At 64.4% G+C, this 21,229-nt stretch carries 19 protein-coding genes; 13 read left to right on the forward strand and 6 right to left on the reverse strand.

The window, feature by feature from the left end:
• Window positions 1-40: 40 nt before the first annotated feature.
• The 8 genes from EH240_RS07865 to EH240_RS07900 all read left to right on the forward strand — a co-directional run bounded on the left by EH240_RS07865 (window position 41) and on the right by EH240_RS07900 (window position 8,838).
• The gene (locus EH240_RS07865) at window positions 41-1,627 is read left to right on the forward strand and encodes an ABC transporter substrate-binding protein (RefSeq protein WP_124996898.1); all 1,587 of its coding nucleotides are present in this window, start codon (window positions 41-43) and stop codon (window positions 1,625-1,627) included.
• A 16-nt stretch (window positions 1,628-1,643) separates the two neighbouring features.
• Window positions 1,644-2,603, forward strand: coding sequence for an ABC transporter permease (locus EH240_RS07870; RefSeq protein ID WP_124996900.1), 960 nt, complete (start codon window positions 1,644-1,646; stop codon window positions 2,601-2,603).
• A 12-nt stretch (window positions 2,604-2,615) separates the two neighbouring features.
• Complete coding sequence (locus tag EH240_RS07875) at window positions 2,616-3,443, forward strand: ABC transporter permease (RefSeq protein ID WP_124996902.1); 828 nt, start codon at window positions 2,616-2,618, stop codon at window positions 3,441-3,443.
• Window positions 3,443-5,098, forward strand: a complete 1,656-nt coding sequence (locus EH240_RS07880; protein ID WP_124996904.1) for an ABC transporter ATP-binding protein — start codon at window positions 3,443-3,445, stop codon at window positions 5,096-5,098. Before EH240_RS07875 ends, EH240_RS07880 begins: the two co-directional genes overlap by 1 nt.
• Window positions 5,099-5,162: 64 nt before the next feature.
• Window positions 5,163-6,002 (forward strand): alkaline phosphatase family protein, encoded by an 840-nt coding sequence (locus EH240_RS07885; protein ID WP_124996906.1) that lies wholly within the window; start codon window positions 5,163-5,165, stop codon window positions 6,000-6,002.
• Between the two features lie 160 nt (window positions 6,003-6,162).
• Window positions 6,163-6,729: a sigma-70 family RNA polymerase sigma factor gene (locus EH240_RS07890; protein ID WP_124996908.1), complete on the forward strand. Its 567-nt coding sequence runs from the start codon at window positions 6,163-6,165 to the stop codon at window positions 6,727-6,729.
• Entirely contained in the window at window positions 6,726-7,394 is a 669-nt protein-coding gene (locus EH240_RS07895; RefSeq protein ID WP_124996910.1) for an anti-sigma factor, read from the forward strand. Before EH240_RS07890 ends, EH240_RS07895 begins: the two co-directional genes overlap by 4 nt.
• Entirely contained in the window at window positions 7,384-8,838 is a 1,455-nt protein-coding gene (locus tag EH240_RS07900; protein WP_124996912.1) for a S8 family serine peptidase, read from the forward strand. The genes EH240_RS07895 and EH240_RS07900 overlap by 11 nt, the downstream gene beginning before the upstream one ends.
• Before the next feature lie 253 nt (window positions 8,839-9,091).
• On the opposite strand, the gene EH240_RS07905 is transcribed toward EH240_RS07900, so the two are convergent.
• Window positions 9,092-10,114 (reverse strand): LacI family DNA-binding transcriptional regulator, encoded by a 1,023-nt coding sequence (locus EH240_RS07905; protein ID WP_124996914.1) that lies wholly within the window; start codon window positions 10,112-10,114, stop codon window positions 9,092-9,094.
• A 358-nt stretch (window positions 10,115-10,472) separates the two neighbouring features.
• Between EH240_RS07905 and EH240_RS07910 the strand changes: the two genes are divergently transcribed.
• From EH240_RS07910 to EH240_RS07930, 5 genes are all read left to right on the forward strand, one after another.
• A complete protein-coding gene (locus tag EH240_RS07910; protein WP_124996916.1) occupies window positions 10,473-11,828 on the forward strand; it encodes an ABC transporter substrate-binding protein in 1,356 nt (451 codons plus the stop codon).
• Window positions 11,829-12,020: 192 nt separating this feature from the next.
• Window positions 12,021-13,034 (forward strand): carbohydrate ABC transporter permease, encoded by a 1,014-nt coding sequence (locus EH240_RS07915; protein ID WP_124996918.1) that lies wholly within the window; start codon window positions 12,021-12,023, stop codon window positions 13,032-13,034.
• Between the two features lies 1 nt (window position 13,035).
• A complete protein-coding gene (locus EH240_RS07920) occupies window positions 13,036-14,190 on the forward strand; it encodes a carbohydrate ABC transporter permease (RefSeq protein WP_124996920.1) in 1,155 nt (384 codons plus the stop codon).
• Between the two features lie 4 nt (window positions 14,191-14,194).
• Window positions 14,195-15,859, forward strand: coding sequence for a beta-galactosidase BglA (bglA, locus tag EH240_RS07925; RefSeq protein WP_124996922.1), 1,665 nt, complete (start codon window positions 14,195-14,197; stop codon window positions 15,857-15,859).
• Between the two features lie 34 nt (window positions 15,860-15,893).
• Window positions 15,894-17,006 carry an ABC transporter ATP-binding protein gene (locus EH240_RS07930; protein WP_124996924.1) on the forward strand — a complete coding sequence of 371 codons (1,113 nt, stop codon included), beginning with the start codon at window positions 15,894-15,896 and terminating at the stop codon, window positions 17,004-17,006.
• 95 nt (window positions 17,007-17,101) lie between these two features.
• Here EH240_RS07930 and EH240_RS07935 read toward each other — a convergent pair whose 3' ends face one another.
• The 5 genes from EH240_RS07935 to EH240_RS07955 form a co-directional block, all read right to left on the reverse strand.
• Window positions 17,102-17,332, reverse strand: coding sequence for a DUF680 domain-containing protein (locus tag EH240_RS07935; protein WP_124996926.1), 231 nt, complete (start codon window positions 17,330-17,332; stop codon window positions 17,102-17,104).
• Window positions 17,333-17,434: 102 nt separating this feature from the next.
• Window positions 17,435-17,641, reverse strand: a complete 207-nt coding sequence (locus tag EH240_RS07940; protein WP_124996928.1) for a DUF680 domain-containing protein — start codon at window positions 17,639-17,641, stop codon at window positions 17,435-17,437.
• Between the two features lie 508 nt (window positions 17,642-18,149).
• The gene (locus EH240_RS07945; protein WP_124996930.1) at window positions 18,150-18,896 is read right to left on the reverse strand and encodes a ferredoxin reductase; all 747 of its coding nucleotides are present in this window, start codon (window positions 18,894-18,896) and stop codon (window positions 18,150-18,152) included.
• A complete protein-coding gene (locus EH240_RS07950; protein ID WP_124996932.1) occupies window positions 18,893-19,504 on the reverse strand; it encodes a molybdopterin-dependent oxidoreductase in 612 nt (203 codons plus the stop codon). The genes EH240_RS07945 and EH240_RS07950 overlap by 4 nt, the downstream gene beginning before the upstream one ends.
• A gap of 167 nt (window positions 19,505-19,671) precedes the next feature.
• Complete coding sequence (locus EH240_RS07955) at window positions 19,672-21,216, reverse strand: DegQ family serine endoprotease (protein ID WP_124996934.1); 1,545 nt, start codon at window positions 21,214-21,216, stop codon at window positions 19,672-19,674.
• Window positions 21,217-21,229 lie beyond the last annotated feature (13 nt).

Raw genomic sequence — 21,229 nt, forward strand, 5'->3', positions numbered from 1 at the left:
AAACGACCGCAGGTCGAACCATCAGAGTGAGGAACCTACAATGTCGAACGAACTGGACTATCTCAGCCGGCGCGTCGCATCCGGCAAGCTCAGCCGCCGTGACTTTCTCGGTCGCGCGGCGGCGCTGGGCGTCTCCGCCACTTTCGCCAATTCGCTGCTTTCGAGCGCGGCCCGCGCCGCCGGCCCGGTCAAGGGCGGCACGCTGAAGGCCGGCCTGGTCGGCGGTGAATCCACCAACAGCCTCGACCCGGCACTGATGATGACGCAGGTGCCCTTCGCCTTCGGCAAGTGTTGGGGCGAGATGATTGTCGAGCTGTCGCCCGAGGGCAAGCTCGAGAACCGCATCGCCGAGGAGATCGGCTCGTCGGACGACGCCAAGGTCTGGACGCTGAAGATCCGCGACGGCATCGAGTTCCACAACGGCAAGACGGTGACCGCTGAGGACGTGGCCGCCACGCTCGAGCGCCATTCCGACGAAAAGTCGAAGTCCGGCGCGCTGGGCTACATGAAGGGCATCGAGACCATCAAGGCCAGCGGCAAGGAAGTGGTGCTGACGCTGAAGGAGCCGAATGCCGACCTGCCATACCTGCTCAGCGACTATCACCTGATCGTCCAGCCGAATGGCGGCAAGGACAAGCCCGACGCCGGCATCAGCGCCGGCCCTTACAAGGTCAAGGTCAACGAGCCGGGCGTGCGCCATGTCGGCGAGCGTTTCGCCAACTACTGGCAGGGCGACAAGATGGGCCATGCCGACCAGATCGAAGTCGTCGTCATCAACGATGCGACGGCGCGCACGGCGGCCCTGCAGGGCGGCCAGGTCAACATGATCAACCGCGTCGAGCCGAAGATCGTCGACCTGATCAAGCGCGTGCCGGGCGTCACCATCCGCAACCACTCCGGTCCCGGCCATTACGTGTTCATCATGCATTGCAACACGGCGCCGTTCGACAACAACGACCTCAGGATGGCGCTGAAGCTGGCGATCAACCGTGAGGAGATGCTGAACAAGGTGCTGCGCGGCTATGGCTCGCTCGGCAATGACTTCCCGATCAACGCCTCCTACCCGCTGTTCACCGAGATCGAGCAGCGCAAATACGATCCCGACAAGGCCAAGTTCCATTACAAGAAGTCGGGCCATGACGGCTCCATCCTGCTCAGGACCTCGGACGTCGCCTTCCCCGGTGCCGTCGATGCCGCGCAGCTCTATCAGCAGAGCGCGGCCAAGGCAGGCATCAAGCTGGAAGTCAAGCGCGAGCCGGGCGACGGCTACTGGAACGAGGTCTGGAACAAGCAGCCCTTCTGCGCCTCCTATTGGGGCGGCCGCTCGACCCAGGACCAGATGTATTCGACCGCCTATCTGTCGAGCGCCGACTGGAACGACACGCGTTTCAAGCGCCCGGATTTCGACAAGATGGTGCTGGCGGCGCGCGCCGAGCTCGACGAGGCCAAGCGCAAGCAGATGTACCACGACATGGCCGTCATGGTGCGCGACGAGGGTGGCCTGATCCTGCCGATGTTCAATCAGTTCATCGACGCGACGGGGCCGAAGGTCGGCGGCTGGGTGGAGGATCCGCACCAGGAGCTGTGCAACGGCTACGCTTTGGCGAAGTGCTGGCTCGAAGCCTGAGCCCGGCCTTGCGCTCATGTCCGCACCCATCGTGAAATTGGTGGCCCAGCGCATTGCGCTGGGCATCCTGCTTTTGCTGGCCGTTTCGGTCCTGATCTTCGCCGGTACCCAGATCCTGCCCGGCGACGTCGCGCAAGCCATCCTCGGACAATCGGCAACGCCGGAGTCGCTCGCCAATCTGCGCGAGCAGCTCGGCCTCAACGATCCGGCCTATATCCGCTATTTCCGCTGGCTGGGCGGCGTGCTCACCGGCGACCTCGGCACCGCCATGTCGAGCGGGCAGGACATAGCCACATCGATCAAGGAACGGCTGTGGAACACGCTTTTCCTGGCCTTCTGGGCGGCAATCGTTGCCATTCCGCTGGCGATCACGCTTGGCCTGATCGCGGTGCGCTACCGCAATGGTTGGGTCGATAAACTGATCTCCGGGGTAGCGCTTGCCTCCACCTCGTTCCCGGAATTCTTCATCGGCTATCTGCTGGTCTTCTACTTCGCGGTCCAGCATCAATGGTTCCCCGCCATTTCGACCGTCTATGACGGAATGTCGTTCGGCGAACGCCTGCAGGCGATCGCGCTGCCGGCGGCGGCACTGACGCTGGTGGTGCTCGCCCATATGATGCGCATGACGCGCGCGGCGATCCTCAACGTGATGCAGTCGGCCTATGTCGAGACGGCGGAGCTCAAGGGGCTGTCGGCCTCCGCCGTCATCCGCAAGCATGCCCTCCCGAACGCCATCGCGCCGATCATCAACGTCGTCATGCTCAACCTCGCCTATCTGGTGGTCGGCGTCGTCGTGGTCGAGGTGATCTTCGTCTATCCGGGCATGGGGCAATATCTCGTCGACCATGTCACCAAGCGCGACGTGCCCGTCGTGCAGGCGGTCGGCCTGATCTTCGCGGCCGTCTACATCACCCTCAACATCATCGCGGACATCGCGGCGATCGTCGCCAATCCGCGGCTCAGGCATCCGAAGTAGGGGACGGCCGATATGCTCGATGTCAGACGCATTCCTATCGCGGCGCTGGTCGGCATCGTGCTGACGACGCTCTTCGTGCTGGCGGCGGTCTTCGCGCCATGGATCGCCCCGCACGGCAATGCCGAGATCGTCAGCGACGTCCCTTGGGAACCGATGTCATCATTGCACTGGCTGGGCACCGACAATCTCGGCCGCGATCTCTTGTCCCGTATGATCTATGGCGCCCGCATCACACTGTTCATCGCCGTGCTCGCCACCGCGCTCTCCTTCTCGCTTGGCGCCATTCTGGGCTTCTCGGCAGCGGTCTTTGGCGGCTGGTTCGACACGATCCTGTCGCGCCTCGTCGACCTCCTGATGTCGATCCCGACGCTGATCATGGGCCTGGTCGTGCTGTCGGTGCTGCCGTCCAATCTGGTGACGCTGATCCTGGTGATGGGCATCCTCGACTCGACCCGCGTCTACCGCCTGTCGCGCGCGGTGGCCGTCGACATCAATGTCATGGACTATGTCGAGGCGGCCAAGCTGCGCGGCGAAGGCAGCGGCTGGATCATCTTCCGCGAGATCCTGCCTAATGCGCTGTCGCCGCTGGTGTCGGAACTCGGCCTGCGCTTCATCTATGCGGTGCTGTTTTTGTCGACGCTTTCCTTCCTCGGCCTTGGCGTGCAGCCGCCCGATGCCGACTGGGGCGGCATGGTCAAGGAAAACAAGGACGGTATCGTCTTCGGCATAGGGGCAGCGCTCATGCCGGCGGCGGCGATCGCTGCACTTGCGATCTCCGTCAACCTCGTCGCCGACTGGGTGCTCAACCGCACGACAAGCCTGAAGGGAGGGCGCGGGTGATGGCCGATACCAAAGCGAAGCCTGGCGTGCTGCTCGACATCCGCAACCTTCGCATCGAAGCTACGGTCTATCCGCCGGGTGAGGCGCCGAAGACGATCACCCTCGTCCATGACGTGTCGCTGACGCTGGAAAAGGGCAAGGTGCTTGGCCTTATCGGCGAATCCGGCGCCGGCAAGTCGACCATCGGCCTGTCGTCGATGGGTTATGGCCGCGGCGGCGTGCGCATCACCGGCGGCGAGGTCATCCTCAACGGCCGCGATATACTGAAGGGCGGCAAGGAGGGTTTCCGCAAGCTGCGCGGCCGTGAGGTCTGCTACGTCGCGCAGTCGGCGGCGGCGGCTTTCAACCCGGCGCACCGGCTGATGGACCAGGTGGTGGAGGCGACTTTGCTGCATGGTACGGCGACGCGGGCCGAGGCGGAAAAGCGCGCCGTCGCGCTGTTTAAGAAGCTCAGCCTGCCCAATCCCGAAACCATCGGCGAACGCTTCCCGCACCAGGTGTCCGGCGGCCAGCTGCAGCGCGTGATGACGGCGATGGCGCTCTGCTCGGAGCCGGACCTCATCGTCTTCGACGAGCCGACCACGGCGCTCGACGTGACGACGCAGATCGACGTGCTTGCAGCGATCAAGGACGCCATCCGCGACACGCATGTGGCGGCTTTATACATCACGCACGACCTCGCCGTCGTCGCCCAGGTGTCGGACGAGATCATGGTGCTGCGCCACGGCCGGCTGGTCGAATGGGGCGGCACCCGCCAGATCATCAAGGAGCCGCGCCAGGAATACACCAACGCGCTGGTTTCGGTGCATGAGATCGAGCATCAGGAGCAGCAGCCGGATACGGCGCCGATGCTGTCGGTGAAGAACGTGACGGCCGCCTATGGCGGCGGCCACGTCAAGGTGCTGAAGAACGTATCGGTCGACATCTATCCGGGCCAGACGCTGGCCGTCGTCGGAGAGAGCGGCTCCGGCAAGTCGACGCTGGCGCGCGCCATCACCGGCCTGCTGCCGCCGGAGCAAGGCAGCGTCGTCTTCGACGGGCGCGCGCTCGGCAACAGGCTCTCCGACCGGCCGAAGGAAGACCTCCGCCAGCTGCAGATGATCTACCAGATGGCGGACGTGGCGATGAACCCGCGCCAGACCGTGGGCACCATCATCGGCAGGCCGCTGGAATTCTATTTCGGCATGAAGGGCCGCGAGCGCGACAAGCGCGTCGCCGAGCTGCTCGACGAGATCGAGATGGGCAAGGGCTTCCTCGACCGCTATCCGGCCGAGCTTTCCGGCGGCCAGAAGCAGCGCGTCTGCATCGCCCGCTCGCTCGCCGCCAAGCCCAAGCTCATCATCTGCGACGAGGTGACGTCGGCTCTCGATCCGCTGGTAGCCCATGGCATCCTCAAGCTGCTGCTCGATCTGCAGCAGGTCGAGAAGGTGGCTTATTTGTTCATCACCCACGACCTCGCGACGGTGAAATCGATCGCCGACTCGATCGCGGTCATGTATCGCGGCGAGGTGGTGCGCTACGGCTCCAAGAGCAAGGTGCTCGCCCCGCCCTTCGACGCCTATACCGACCTTCTGTTGTCCTCCGTGCCCGAAATGGAGATCGGCTGGCTGGAGAAGGCGATCAAGGGCCGGCGGATGGAGAGCGCCGGCAATTAACGCACCGCCTCACCTTCGATGCGTCTGGCGCTGACCTCTTTGGCAAGATCGCATGGAGCTGCCCGTGGCGCTCAAATCCAAGCTGCTGCTCATCATCCTCGACGGCGTGCCTTACCCGAACTGGCGCCGGCTGATGGGCAATCTCGAAGGCTGGGTTCAGTCCGGCGAGGCGCAGGTGTGGAAGATGCGCTCGGTGCTGCCGTCGACCTCGGCCTGCTGCTACGCCTCGATCCACACCGGGGTAACGCCTCAGGTGCATGGTATCCTTTCCAACGAGCACCGGTTCCGGATCGAGCAGCCGGACATCTTCTCGGAGGTGAGCAAGGCCGGCGGCAAAACCGGCGCCGTGACCCATTCCTACTGGTCGGAATTCTTCCGCTCCTATCCGTTCGACCTGGTCGAGGATATGGAGTTCGACGAGCCCGGCGGGCCGATCACACATGGCCGCTTCCACACCATGACCGGCTACAATGCCAGGAACCAGATGACGCCGAGCGACGTCGACCTGTTCGCGACGCTAACGATGCTTACCCGGCGCCACGGCATCGACTACGGCATCCTGCATACCTGCACGCTGGACTCGATGGGCCACCGCTTCGGCCATGACTGCCAGGAGATGGACCATGCCTGCTACGCCATGGACGGCATGCTCGCCGCCTTCCTGCCCGGCTGGCGTCAAGCCGGCTATGAGGTGATCGTCACCGCCGACCACGGCCAGACGAACCGCGGCCATCACGGCGGACACGACGGCGAGATGCAGGATTTCGCGCTGTATTATTTCGGCTCCGCCAAGGGTCCCGAGGCCGGCACGCTGCTTGATCAGTTGCAGCTCGCGCCGACGGTTCTGAGCCGGCTCGGCGTGGAAATACCGCCGACGATGAAGGCGACGCCGTTTTTGGAGTGAGCGCCGTCCTCCCCTTCTTCCCTAGCGGGAGAAGGAAAAAGGCGCACCTCTGGCAACGCACCCTTTCTTCGGTTAGCTTCCGAAAATTCCTTGGCGGAGGGTGAACCTTTTTGGCCCGACCAGCGACAGAGCCACGAGGAGCCAGGCGGCTCGACCGGCCATGAACGCGGCGACCGAAACCGATCGCGCGCTTGTAGACCGGGTCGCGAAGGGCGACCGGGCTGCCGTGCGGCTCCTGTTCATGCGTCACCACGCGCGGATCTACCGCTTCGTGGCGCGCCAGACGGGATCGGAAATGATGGCCGACGATATCGCGAACGAGGTCTTTCTCGAGCTGTGGCGGCAGGCGCCGGGCTTCGAGGGCCGCTCGGAAGTCTCGACCTGGCTGCTCGGCATCGCCCGCTTCAAGGCGCTGTCCTTGCTGCGCAAGAAAAAGGAAGACTGGATCGACGACAATGACGCGGCGCAGGTTCCCGACGCCGCCGACACGCCGGAAGTCGTCACCATGAAGGAAGACAAGGCCGCCGCATTGCGCCGCTTCGTCAACGCCCTGCCGGAAGAACACCGCACGGTGATCGACCTTGCCTATTACCACGGCCAGTCGGTGACCGAGATCGGCGAGGTGCTCAACATCCCGGTCGCGACCGTCAAGACGAGGATGTTCTACGCCCGCAAGAAACTCGGCGAAGCCCTGAAGGCCGCCGGTTACGACAGGGGGTGGCCATGAGCGCCGCTGAAAAGATGTCGCGCCGCGACGAGATGGAGACGCTGCTGCCGTTCTACCTGAACGGCTCGCTGGAAGGCGCCGAGCTGGAGGCCGTCGAGGAATGGCTGGCCTCCGATCCGGCGGCGATGGCCGCTCTTGGCGAGGCGGAGGCCGAATTCTCCGGCACCGCCGCCGCCAACGAGGCGATCCGCCCGCCCGCCGATGCGCTCTCCCGCTTCGCCAAGGCGCTCGATGCCGAGGCCGGCCCGGTGCGCGCGAGCGCCGGCCAGTCATGGCTCGCCAAGGTCTTCGGCCGGGTGACGGCAATGCCGGCCGGCGTCGCCTGGGCGGCGGCCGCGGCGCTGCTTGCTTTGGTCGTCGTGCAGTCCTTCGAGCAGCTGGGCGGCAAGGGGAACGACTTCGAGATCGCCGGCGCCGAGGACGACCTGGCGAAGCTGCCCTTCGCCCTGGTCAAGTTCAAGCCGGATGCCAAGATGTCGGACATCGCCGCCTTCCTTGGCCAGAACGGCCTGAAGATCGCCGGCGGACCGACCGCCGATGGCGTCTTCCATCTGACCATCCCGGCCAGCACGGCGGCCGACTACGACAAGCTCGTCGGCCTTATTGCCGCCCAGCCCTTCGCGGAAGCTGTGGTGCAGGGAAGGAAACCGGTCGATGGCGGCTAAGGTGGTCATTCTTCATGCGGCAATTCTCGCGGCGGCGTTTGTCGCCGCGCCTGCCTTCGCGCAGACCAACGACCCAACCCTGACGCAGAAGCAGATCGACTGCCTCGGCCGCACGACAGTGGCGGGCACCGATTGCGATAAGAAAGGCGGCGGAACGGAGAATGGCGGCAACAAGCCCGGCACGGGCGCCGCGGCCGGCGGCGCCGTGTTCCTGCCGACGGTGATCGTCGACCTGTTCCCGAACCCGCCGGCGAGTGGCGCGCTGCCAAGCCCGTCGAACGGAGCGTCGCAGCCCGGCGGCGCGCTGAACACGCCCCCGCCCTCTCCCCCGCCGACCGGGCCAGTCGCGCCACCCACAGGCCTCAATCTCGCAGCGCCGCCGCGCGCGGTCGCTGGCGAGTTCGTGCCCGACGAGGTGCTGGTGACGGTCGCCGGCGATGCCGGCGCGGTGCAGCAGATCGCCACGGCCTTCGGTCTGCAGGTGCGCTCGCAGCGCCAGTCGCGGCTGCTCGGCGGCACGCTGGTGCGCTTCGGCATTCCCGACGGGAGACCGGTCGGCGTGGTGCTGGCGCAGCTTGCCGCCGACGGGCGCACGCAGCGGCGCGAGCCCAACCACATCTATTCACTGCAGCAGGCGGCCGGCATCGTGAACTATGCGTTCGAGCGCATCGCGCTAGATGCCAGCCAAGCTAGCGGCGAGAATGTGCGCGTCGCCGTCATCGATACCGGCATCGACGACACCAATCCGGCGCTGAAGGGCGTGATCGCCGACCAGTTCGATGCCATGCCGAACGTGCCGATCGAAAAGCGCGACCACGGCACCTCCGTCGACGGCCTGATCGCCGGCGTCGGCCCGCTGGAAGGCATGGCGCCCGGCGCCATGATCTATCACGCGCGCGCCTTCGAGGGCGGCAAGTCGACCATGGACGTCATCCTGTCGGCGCTCGACTGGGCGGCGGAACAGGATGTGCGCATCATCAATATGAGCTTCGTCGGCCCGAAGAACGACCTGCTCGGCACCGCCTGCCGCAACGCGCGCGCGCTCGGCATGGTGCTGGTGGCGGCAGCCGGCAACAACGGGCCCAAGGCGCCCTATGGTTATCCGGCCGCCTTCGACGGCGTCATCGCGGTCACCGCCACCGACGCCAAGGACGGGCTGATGGCGCAGGCCAATCGCGGTCCCTACGTCTTCATCTCGGCGCCGGGCGTCGAAATGGTGGCGCCGAGCGGCGCCGGCTCGGACGTGGTCACCGGCACCTCGTTTGCCGCCGCGATCGTCAGCGGCGCCATCGCCAACCTGATCCATGCTGCGCCCGAACGCTCGGCCGACGACATAGAGAAGGCGCTGGCCGCGACGGCCAAAGATCTCGGCCCGAAGGGGCGGGACAACGATTTCGGCTATGGGTTGCTGGACACCAAGGCAGCCGGAGCGGCGAAGGAGTAGGGTCCCTCATACCTGTAGCGTCGGCGGGACAGCACCCCTCTGTTCTGCCGGACATCTCCCCCGCAAGGAGGGAGATTGGCAGCTCAACTGCTGGCTCTCACTTTCAACGTTGGCAGTTGGCGAAAGCGGCGGCGACGTCCAATCTCCCCCTTGCGGGACCTTGCGGGGGAGATGCCCGGCAGGCAGAGGGGGTGTGAAGGAACGCGGCGCGAACGCTATACCCTCGAGCGTCTCGCCCGTCGGAACATGCCCCCTAACCCGGCGCCCCGGCGACCGAGCCCCGCACCACCAGGTCGACCGGCCAGACCTCGCCTCGCGCCCCCTCCTCCAGCCCCGAAATCCGCGCCGCGAGCCGCTCGGCGATGCGCGCGCCGGCGAGGCGGATCGAGGAGCGTGTGGTCGACAGCGGCACGGGGAAATTCTCCGGCCGCAGCCAGGGGAAGACGTCGTCATGGGCGACCAGCGACAGGTCGCCAGGGATGGTCAGGCCGAGATCGCGCACGGCGCGCACCACGCCGAGCGCCATTATCAGGCTGGAGCAGACGATCGCCGTCGGCGGCTCGCTTTCCTGGAGCAGGCGGCGGGCGGCGCGGTAGCCGTTCTCCTCAGTCATGGTCAGCGAGCAGACGTGACGTTCGCCAAGCGTCAGGCCGCTCGCGGCAAGCGCCCGGCGCATGCCGCGCTCGCGGTGGATGGCGAAGGTCTCGCGGTCGTCGCCGTTGATCAGCGCCAGCCGCTTGTGGCCTAGCTGGACGAGCAGCCTGGCCGCTTCGTGGAAGGCGCCCTCATTGTCGATGTCGAGATAGGGATAGTCGAAATCGAAGCCCTCGCTGCGGCCATGGACGATGAAGGGGATGCCCAGCGTGTTGACCAGCGCCAGCCGCCGGTCGGCGGGCCTCGGCGAGGAAATATAGACGGCGTCGACCTGCCGGTTGGCGACGATACGCCGATAGGTCGTCTCCTGGTCGTCGGCGTCGGCCGGCGACAGCACGAGGTCGAGATCGTGCGAGCGGGCATAATCGCCGAGACCCGACAGGAATTCGACGAAATGCGGATCGATGTCGACGGCCGTGCCTGTGGGCAGCACATAGCCGATCATGCCGGATTTGCCGGTGGCCAGCCGCCGCGCGCTGGGGTTCGGCCGGTAGCCATGGCGCTTGGCGGCATCCATCACGCGGCGCCGCGTCTCCTCGCTGACCTCCGGGTAGCCGTTCAGCGCCCGGCTCACCGTGGTTTGCGACAGCGACAGCATGTGCGAGAGTTGCTTGAGGTTCACCGGAGGCCTCCAGCCTCAAAGCGCTTTAAATTTTAATCGATCCGATGACGGCTGACGATATCGACAGACAAGTGACCTTAGTGGCGGCTCAAGGCAGTTTGAAGCAGAAATACTGCTGCAGCGCCAAAAAAGCATGCTGCAGCGCAATTTATCATTCATCGGATCAAAGGCTAAATCGATTAGCATCGCAACCCTCTTGACTTCCGGTCAGTTCGATGGCGAGATCGAAAAGCCAAAGCGCTTTGGAATACTCTGCGGACGGTTGCGGTTGCCTTCTCGCTGAGTCACAGTTCCGCGGGCGTCGGCGGACGAGATGGAGGTTTCGTCCGAACAGTTTTGACCACTGGGAGGAATTGCGATGAGGAAAATGCTTTTCTTGAGCGCCGCTTTCGCCGCGCTCGCCTTTAGCCTGCCGGCGCAAGCCGAGCTGAAGTTCAAGCCGGGCGAGGACCCGCGCTTCCACTGGGCGAACTACGACGAGCTCAAGAAAGTCGACCTCAAGGGTGAGACGCTGACCATCTTCGGCCCGTGGCGCGGCGAGGACGAGGGCCTGGTGCGCACCGTGCTCGAATATTTCCAGGAAGCGACCGGCGCCGACATCAAATACTCCTCGTCGGAGAATTACGAACAGCAGATCGTCATCGACACCCAGGCCGGTAGCCCGCCCAACATCGCCGTGCTGCCGCAGCCCGGCCTGATCCAGGATCTGGCCTCCAAGGGCCTGCTGACGCCGCTCGGCGACGACACCGCCAAATGGATCAAGGACAATTACGGCGCCGGCCAGTCCTGGGTCGACCTCGGCACCTTCAAGGACAAGGACGGCAAGCCCGGCTTCTTCGCCTTCCCATACAAGGCCGACGTGAAATCGCTGGTCTGGTACTCGCCGGACAATTTCGAGGAAGCCGGCTACAAGGCGCCGAAGACGCAGGAAGAGCTCGCCGATCTCGAAAAGAAGATCATCGCCGACGGCGGCAAGCCCTGGTGCATCGGGCTCGGGTCCGGCGGCGCCACCGGCTGGCCGGCGACCGACTGGGTCGAAGACATCATGCTGCGCACCCAGACCCCCGACGTCTACGACAAGTGGGTGAAGAACGAGATCCCGTTCAACGACCCGGCCGTGGTCAACGCCATCGACATCTTCGGCAAGATCGCCACCGACGACAAGATGGTCGACGGCGGCGCCAAGGCGGTCGCGGCGACCGACTTCCGCGACAGCCCGAAGGGTCTCTTCTCGGTGCCGCCGAAATGCTATCTGCACCACCAGGCATCGTTCATCCCGACCTTTTTCCCGGAAGGCACCAAGCTCGGCCAGGACGCGGACTTCTTCTACTTCCCGCCCTACGCCTCCAAGCCTGACCTCGGCACGCCGGTGCTCGGTGCCGGCACGCTCGCCATGATCACGAAAGATAGCAAAAGTGCCCGCGCGTTCATCGAATTCCTGAAGATGCCGCTGGCGCACGAGATCTGGATGGCCCAAGGCGGCTTCGTGACGCCGTTCAAGTCGGTGAACAAGGAGGCCTATGCCAGCGACGCGCTGAAGAAGCAGGGCGAGATCCTGGCCAACGCCTCGACCTTCCGCTTCGACGGCTCGGACCTGATGCCGGGCAAGATCGGCGCGGGCTCCTTCTGGACCGGGATGATCGACCTGGTCGGCGGCAAGTCCGCCCAGGACGTCGCCACCGACATCCAGAAGAGCTGGGACGCGATCAAGTAGGCCGCCGGTGGCAGCCCGACGCTAGACCTTTCTGATCCTTATACCGGATCCGGGCCTCAGGCCCGGATCCCAACCGGCAGTCCATGCCGGACGCCTTTTGCGTTCGATCGTTCCGATTAATCGAATCGGCGCATCATCCCACTGCCAGGATCCGTTTTCAGCCTGGCCGGTCATGCGCAGGGAGAGGGACCCATGGCGGCTCAGATTTTCTCGGCCATTTTCGTCATCATCGTCGGCGTCGGCGGCTGCGTCGCCTATTTCTGGGGCGCCAACAAACTGCTCGACGTCATCTTCCCCTCGCGCGGCGTCTCCGGCACCGCCGCCGTCGACAATCTGCGCCGGCAAGGGCTGGTGCGGCCATGGCTGTTCGTCGGCCCGGCCATGATCATCCTCACCATCTACCTGATCTACCCGGTCGTCGAGACGCTGAGGCTGTCCTTCCTCGACCGCGGCGGCGTCAACTTTGTCGGCCTCGCCAACTACGAATGGGCGTTCGGCGACCGCGAATTCCGAAACTCGATCCTGAACAACATCGTCTGGCTGGCCGTGGTGCCGGCAGCCTGCACCTTCCTGGGGCTGATCATCGCCGTGCTCACCGACAAGATCTGGTGGGGCACGATCGCCAAGAGCCTGATCTTCCTACCTTTAGCCATCTCCTTCGTCGGCGCCAGCGTGATCTGGAAATTCATCTACGAGTATCGCGGCGAGGGCCAGACGCAGATCGGCCTGCTCAACGCCATCATCCAGTATTTCGGCGGCCAGCCGCAGGTGTGGATATCGCTGCCGTTCTGGAACAACTTCTTCCTGATGGTGATCCTGATCTGGATCCAGACCGGCTTTGCCATGGTGATCCTGTCTTCGGCCTTACGCGGCATTCCGGAGGAGACGCTGGAGGCGGCGGTCATCGACGGCGCCAACCCGTTCCAGATCTTCTGGAAGATCATGGTGCCGCAGATCTGGGGCACGATTGCGGTCGTCTGGACCACCATCACCATCCTGGTGCTGAAGGTGTTCGACATCGTGCTGACCATGACCAACGGCCAATGGAACAGCCAGGTGCTCGCCAATCTGATGTTCGACTGGATGTTCCGCGGCGGCGGCGACTTCGGCCGCGGCGCGACAATCGCCATCATCATCATGATCGCGGTCATTCCGATCATGGTCTGGAACATCCGCCAGGCCAACAAAGAGACGGGAGGGCACTGAGATGACCGCCAAGACCGGAAAGTCCTTTGCCGGCCGCTTCGGCGTCCACATCGCGGTGCTCGTCTTCGTGGCGATCTGGACCGTGCCTACGCTCGGCATCCTCGTCTCGTCGCTGCGCGACAAGGACCAGATCATCGCCTCGGGCTGGTGGAATTCCTTCGCCAGTTCCAGCCAGACCGAGGCCGGACGGCTGCCGGCGGCTGCCGCGCAGACGCAGAAGGACGGCAAATACGTCATCGAGGGCAACATCTTCGGCGAGGGCGCCAAGCGCGATATCAGCGCCTTCGGCGTCAAGTCGGCGGCGCCGACGCAGTACCCTGCCGGCACGGCCGCCGATCTCGGCGAAGGCGTCACCCTGCAATTGAATGCCGACGGCGGCTTCGTGCTTTCATCGCCCAAGGCCTTCGAGGGCGAGCGCGGCCAGCGCGTCTACTATGCCTCGTCGGCACCGCCGAAATTCACCACCGACAACTACCAGACGGTGCTGTTCTCGGAAGGCATCGGCCGCTCCTTCATGAACTCGCTGACGGTGACCATTCCATCGACCGTCATCCCGATCCTGATCGCGGCCTTCGCCGCCTATGCGCTGGCCTGGATGCGCTTTCCCGGCCGCGCGCTCTTGATCGCGGTCATCATCGGCTTGCTTGTCGTGCCGCTGCAGATGTCGCTGATCCCGCTGCTCAAGCTCTACAACGGCGTCGGCTCGTTCTTCGGGGTGCCGTCCAAGACCTATCTCGGCATCTGGCTTGCGCATACCGGCTTCGGCCTGCCCTTCGCCATCTACCTGCTCAGGAGCTACATTGCCGGCCTGCCGCGCGAGATCATGGAATCGGCGCGCATCGACGGCGCCAGCGATTTCGAGATCTTCGTCAAGATCGTGCTGCCGCTGTCATTCCCGGTGCTCGCCTCCTTCGCCATCTTCCAATTCCTGTGGGTATGGAACGATCTCCTGGTGGCGATGGTTTTCCTTGGCACCGAGGGCGATCAGATCGTGCTGACGGCCAAGCTCAACGCGCTGCTCGGCTCGCGCGGCGGCGACTGGGAGATCCTGACGACATCGGCCTTCGTGACCATCATCGTGCCGCTGATCGTGTTCTTCTCGCTGCAGCGCTATTTCGTCCGCGGGCTGCTTGCCGGCTCGGTGAAAGGAGGTTGAAACCATGCAATCGGCTTTGAAGGCTGCTTCGAGACCGGACCCCGCCGTCGACCGCGACTGGTGGCGGGGCGCGGTGATCTACCAGATCTATCCGCGTTCCTATCAAGACTCGAATGACGACGGCATCGGCGACCTGAAAGGCATTGTGCGGCGCCTGCCCTACATCGCCTCGCTTGGCGTCGACGCCATCTGGATCTCGCCCTTCTTCAAGTCGCCGATGAAGGATTTCGGCTACGATGTGTCGGATTATTGCGACGTCGATCCGATGTTCGGCACGCTTGCCGATTTCGACGCGCTTGTCGCGGAAGCGCACCGGCTGGGCCTCAAGGTGATGATCGACGAGGTGCTGTCTCACACCGCCGACATCCATCCCTGGTTCAAGGAAAGCCGCTCCAGCCGGACCAATGCGAAAGCCGACTGGTATGTGTGGGCGGACGCCAAGCCCGACGGCACGCCGCCCAACAACTGGCTGTCGATCTTCGGCGGCTCGGCCTGGCAGTGGGACACCAGCCGCCAGCAATATTACCTGCACAATTTCCTGGCCGAGCAGCCCGACCTCAACTTCCACAATCGCGAAGTCCAGGACGCGCTGCTCGACGTCACCCGCTTCTGGCTGGAGCGCGGCGTCGACGGTTTTCGGCTCGATACCATCAATTTCTACTTCCATAGCCAGGGGCTGGAGGACAATCCGCCGCTGCCGCCGGAACAGCGCAACGACCAGACGGCGCCGGCGGTCAATCCGTACAACTACCAGGACCATATCTATGACAAGAGCCGGCCGGAGAATCTCGGCTTCCTGGAGCGCTTCCGAGCGCTGCTCGACGAATATCCGGCGCAGGCCGCCGTCGGCGAGGTCGGCGATTCGCAGCGCGGGCTGGAGGTGGTGGCGGCCTACACCGCCGGCGCCAAGCGCGTGCACATGTGCTATTCCTTCGACTTCCTGGCGCCGGAGAAGATCAGCGCCGCCAAGGTGCGCGCGGTGCTGGAAGCCTTCGGCCGGGTCGCCAGCGACGGCTGGTCGTGCTGGGCCTTCTCCAACCACGACGTGATGCGCCCGGCCTCGCGCTGGGCCGCCGACGAGGCCGACCCGATCGCCTATCTCAAGGTGATCTCGGCGCTGCTGATGTCGCTGCGCGGCTCGGTCTGCATCTATCAGGGCGAGGAGCTCGGCCTCGGCGAGGCGGAGCTCAAGTTCGAGGATCTGCAGGACCCTTATGGCATCCGCTTCTGGCCCGAATTCAAGGGCCGCGACGGCTGCCGCACGCCGATGGTGTGGGAAGCGGCGGCCAAGAATGGCGGCTTCTCGACCGCCAAGCCCTGGCTGCCGGTGCCGGGCAAGCACCTCTCGCAGGCGGTGAACGTGCAGCAGGGCGATGCGAGCTCGCTGCTCGAGCACTACCGGCGCTTCCTCGCCTTCCGGCGCCAGCATCCGGCGCTCGGCAAGGGCGACATCGACTTCATCGAAAGCGACGGCGACACCGTCGCCTTCACGCGCCGCGAAGGCAATGAGCGCATCGCCTGCGTCTTCAACCTCGGCAGCAAGCCTGCCGAGGTCGATCTGGGCAAAGGATCGCTGCAGCCCTTGCCGGGACATGGCTTTTCGGGACAGGGTGGCACCGTGCCCGTCCGCCTCGGCGGTTACGGCGCCTGGTTCGGGCGGATCGACTGAGTTTGCAACGGAAAATCACTCGGAGGAGGAATTTATGGCCGATGTCACGCTGAGCCAGGTGAGGAAATCATACGGCAATCTCAACATTCTGCACGGCATCGACCTCGACATCAAATCGGGCGAGTTCATCGTCTTTGTCGGGCCGTCGGGCTGCGGCAAGTCGACCCTGCTGCGGTCGATCGCCGGGCTGGAGGAGATCACGTCCGGCGTGCTCAAGATCGATGGCGAGGTGGTGAACGACGTGCCTCCGTCCAAGCGGGGCATCGCCATGGTGTTCCAATCCTACGCGCTCTATCCGCATATGACCGTCTACGACAACATGGCCTTCTCGATGAAGATCGGCAAGGAAAGCAAGGCCGAGATCGACAAGCGCGTGCGGCAGGCGGCCGAAATCCTGCAGCTCACCAAATATCTCGACCGCCTGCCCAAGGCGATGTCCGGCGGCCAGCGCCAACGCGTCGCCATCGGGCGCGCCATCGTGCGCAATCCGAAGGTGTTCCTGTTCGACGAGCCGCTGTCTAATCTCGACGCCGCGCTGCGCGTCGCCACCCGCATCGAGATCGCCAAGTTGAAGGAGCAGATGCCGAACACGACGATGATCTACGTCACGCACGACCAGGTCGAGGCGATGACGCTGGCGGACCGAATCGTGGTGTTGAAGGAAGGCGTTGTCGAGCAGGTCGGCACGCCGATGGAGCTCTACAAGCGGCCCGGCAACCTGTTCGTCGCCCAGTTCATCGGCTCGCCGGCGATGAACATCCTGCCGGCGACGATCGACAAATCAGGCAATCCGACCGTCGTCAGCCATGTCGGCGGTCGCAAGGCGACGGTGCCGATCGCCACGCCGGCATCAGCGAAGGGAGCTTCGGTGAGCTTCGGCGTGCGGCCGGAGGATCTGATGATCGCCACCGGCGCGGACTACCTTTTCGAAGGAACGGTGGACTATATCGAGCAGCTCGGCGAGGTTCAGCTCGTCTACATCGATATCGGCCGCGCTGACCTGCCGCTGGTGACCAAGCTGCCGGGCAATGTCGAGGTCAAGCGCGGCGCAACGTTGCGGCTGACCGCGGATGCCGGAGACCTGCACATCTTCGACGCGGACGGTCACTCCTTCACGTTGCATCGGGAAGAAGCCAAGGCGGCCTGAGGCCGCGGTTTTCTCGCTCCGGCAGGGAGCTACCCGGCAAACAAAAAAGAGCGGCGGGCCAGGCCCGCCGTTCTTTTTTCAACTACCTGCGGCTGTTAGCGGCCGAACAAGTTGCGGTCGCTGCCCTGCGGGGCGGACTTCTGCGCGTCATTCGACGATTTCAGCAGCTTGTAGACCGGCGAGGCGGTGCTGATCGACGAGGTGCGCGTGGTGTCGACCGCGGGGGCCGGCTGGTCAGCACCGTTGGAGCCGTAATTGTCGCTGGCCGCAAAGGTAGCGCTGGACAGGGCCAAAACGGCCGCGGTGGCAAGAACGATCTTCCTCATTTTCAATTCTCCTGAATTCTGTGGAGGCGGCGGGAATTACCCGCCGTCCCTCTCCTGTCGGCCATGGCCCCTCATTTCTGGATCATGGCCGGGGTTCGGCTGTTAGTTGTTGCCGAAAAGGTTGCGGTCGGCGCCCTGAGTGACGGGCTTCTGAGCGGCCGCATCCGACTGATGGGTCGAAGCCGTGTAGGACGTGTCGACCGCAGCAGCCGGCTGATTGGCGCCGTTGGAGCCGTAGTTGTCGCTCGCGGCAAAGGCGCTGCCGGAAATGGCCAGAAGGGCGGCGGCAGTGAGAACAATCTTTTTCATTTTTGGTACTCCAGTATTTTTTTCCCGTCCGTCTAGCGGCGTGTCTTGGGAGGATAATCGCGTCGTTCGGACAGCCCCGATGTGGGTGAGCCGGCTGCCGGATTCCAATCACGAAGTTGTTCCGGCTGGACCATGAATCCACACCTTGAAATTGTACAACTCTCTCCTATTGCCTGATTTTTCTTATTTAAATCAGTCGTTTACACCATTCGACCGTTTGGCTCACCAAGTGTGTCCGACCGCCAATGTTCACCGCTTCATGCACGCACCGTCAACAGAAACGAACCGTTCGGTTCGATTTTAGAACCTCCTAATAGTCACTTTTCGATACCGCTAACCGTCTCAAGGCTGATCCGGACCCGATTCGGGGCGTCGCCAGCACCCGCGCGAGCCAGCTGCGAGGAGGAACACGGCGCTCTCGGGTGCGGCCACGCTCTCCGTCGTCCCGAAATGATCAACGCGTCGTCTCGGCAACGTTCAGCCCGGGCGCCTGAGCGGGACTTCGCTTTCAGACGCCGTAGCGTTCCGTGCGGATGATCCGTGCCGGGACGCCGGCGCCGATCAGAGCTTCGGCGGCCGCCGAGACGAACGCGTTCGAGCCGCAGACAAAGGCGAGCCGCGGTGCTTTCGGCAGCCGCTCCATCGCCTGCACCATCATGTGGGCATCGACGCGCCGGGAATAGTCGGCCGGGCGCCGGGCCTGCTCGCGCGTCAGTGTCAGCACCAATTCGAAGCCGTCGCGGCGATCGTCGAGGTCGATCAACTCGTCGCGGAAGATGACCTCGTCCCAGACCCGCGCCGAGAACACCAGCGTGACCGGCGTAGCCGATTTCTGCAAGGTGCGGTGGCGCACCATCGCCATCAGCGGCACGACGCCGGAGCCGCCCCCAACCAGGAGGATCGGCGGGCCGTCGCTGACCTGCCAGATGAAATGGCCGCCGAGCGGTCCGCGCAATTCGATCTCGTCGCCGACCTCCGCCACATCGTGAAAGAAGGGCGAAACCTCACCGTCGTCGAGCCGCTCGATCGCCAGCTCTATGCCGGCGCCTGCCTCCGGCGCCGAGGCGATGGAATAGGAACGGCGCGCCTGATAGCCGTCCGGCGCCGTCAGCCTGACGTCGACATGCTGCCCCGGCAGATGGGCGAACGGGCGCGACGGCTGGAACCAGAAGCTGGTGACGCGCGGCGTTCGCTTTTCGATACGGGCGATCGTGGCCGTCTGCCAAGGCGACTGCGACAGTGGTTCGGCGCTCATGGGTCGCCCGAATAGCGCTGCTCGCGCCATGGGTCGCCATACATGTGATAACCGCGCAGTTCCCAGAAGCCCGGCTCGTCGCGTTCGGTGAACTGCAGCCCGTTCACCCATTTGGCCGATTTCCAGAAATAGAGATGCGGCACCAAGAGCCGCGCCGGCCCGCCATGGTCGGGAGCGATCGGCTTGCCCTCATAAAGCAGCGCCACCATCGCCTTACCGGTGACGAGGTCCTTGGTCGGCACGTTGGTGGAATAGCCGTCGAAGGAATGCGCCAGCGTGTGGGCCGTCGGCGGTTCGATGCCGGCATCGGCGAGGATGTCGTCGATCAGCACGCCCTGCCAGGGCGTGTTGAACTTGGTCCATGCCGTCACGCAATGGATGTCGCGGGTCATCTTGCTGTGCGGCAGGGCGTTCAATTCGGCCCAGTTCCATTTCTTGACCGGTCGCGGCCCGTGCTTGAGCGTGAAGGACCAGTCCTCGGTGCGCACGCGCGGCGTCGGCCCGGCTGAGAGGACCGGAAAACCCTGTTCCAGATACTGCCCCGGCGGAATGCGCTCGTCGGTGTCCGAAGGAGGACGCCGTCCGGAGGAAAAGCCGCGGGTGACCATAGAGAGACCTCCTGCACCAGAATATCCAGGCAGTGTTCTCGAAGATGTCGGTACGGACAACAGGAATCTCGGAACGACCTGCCGGCCAGATATTGGTTTTGACGCAATACGGACGGAAAAGCGCTGGGCACTTTTCCTGGAATTGCCGGCAGGTCGCTATGAGTTTGTCAGCCGGCGGCGAAAGGCACGGCGACAAAGATCTGAGTGTCGGCACGGTCGACAAGCAGCAGCACCGACTTCTTGCCGGACTTGGCGGCTTCGGCGATCGCCTGGTTAGCCTGTCTGGCGTTCTTCACCGGCGTCTGGTCGACGGCGACGATGACGTCGCCCGGCTGGAGGCCGGCGGCGGAGGCCGCTTTGTCCGGATTGACTTGCTCAATCACGGCCCCGCGCTGGTTGTTGGCAAGGTTGAGCTGCTCGCGGATGTCGGGGGTGATGTCGGTCAGCCCGAGACCGAGCGACGGCGCGCCCAGGCCCTGTCCGGCCGACGGCTTGCCGCCTTCGCCGTTGGAGGCGGTCTGCCCGTCCTCGTTGTTGCGGCCGACATCGGCGGAGATCTCAATCGTCTTGCCCTTGCGCCAGACCTTGAGCGTCTCCTTGGCGCCCGGTGAGACGTCGGCGACAGCGCGCGACAGATCCTTGGGGTCCTTTATCTCCTGGCCTGCGAAGCCAGTGATCACATCGCCGGTCTCGATGCCGGCCTTGGCCGCGGGCGACCCTTCGGTGACCGCCGCCACCAGCGCGCCGCCCGGATGATCGAGGCCTATAGCGCTGGCGACATCCGGTGTGACCGGCTGGATCTGAACGCCGAGATAGCCGTATTCGATATTGCCGCCCTTTATCAGCTTGGCGACAACCTTCTCAGCCTGGTTCGACGGGATGGCGAAGCCGACACCGACGCTGCCGCCGTTGGGCGAATAGATCGCAGTGTCGATGCCGATGACATTGCCGTTAACGTCGACCAGCGGACCGCCTGAATTGCCGTGGTTGATCGGCGCGTCGATCTGGATGAAGTCGTCGAACGGCCCGCTGTGCAGGTCGCGGCCGCGCGCCGAGACGATGCCGGCGGTGACCGTGGTACCGATGCCGAACGGATTGCCGATCGCCAGCACCTGGTCGCCGGTCATCAACTTGTCGGAATCGCCCCATTTGACGGTCGGCAGCGGCTTGCTCGCCTTGACCTTGAGCACCGCCAGATCGTGCTTGGCGTCATGGGCGACGAGCTTGGCGGGAAGCTCGGTGCCGTCGTCGAGTGTCACTTTGATCGAGGTCGCGCCGTCAATGACGTGATTGTTGGTGACGATGGTGCCGTCTGCGCCGACGATGAAGCCGGAGCCGAGCGCCTCCTGCCGCGGCGACTGCTGCGGCGGCGTCTTGGGCATCGGGATGCCCTGGTCGCCGAAGAATTGCTGGAAATACTGATCGAAGGGCGAATTGCCGCCGAAGGGTGAGGCTCCGCTCATGGTGTCGGCCTGGCCCTTCGTGACGGTCGTGATCGTGACGACTGCCGGCTTTGTGGTGGCAACGATCGGCGCGAATGAGCCGTTAGGCGCCGTGATGCCGGCGACGGGAGTCTGGGTTGTCGCAGCCACAGTGGTCAAGCCGACATTGCCTCCATTTTGCGCAAAGGAGACGACGACGGGGGTAAAAATCAGCGCAGCGCCCAGCAGGGCCGCGACGCGATGTCTGCGAAGAATGCTTGATGGTGACATGGTCGTTTCTGTC

It is taken from the genome of Mesorhizobium tamadayense (assembly GCF_003863365.1).
Classification (GTDB): Bacteria; Pseudomonadota; Alphaproteobacteria; order Rhizobiales; family Rhizobiaceae; genus Mesorhizobium; species Mesorhizobium tamadayense.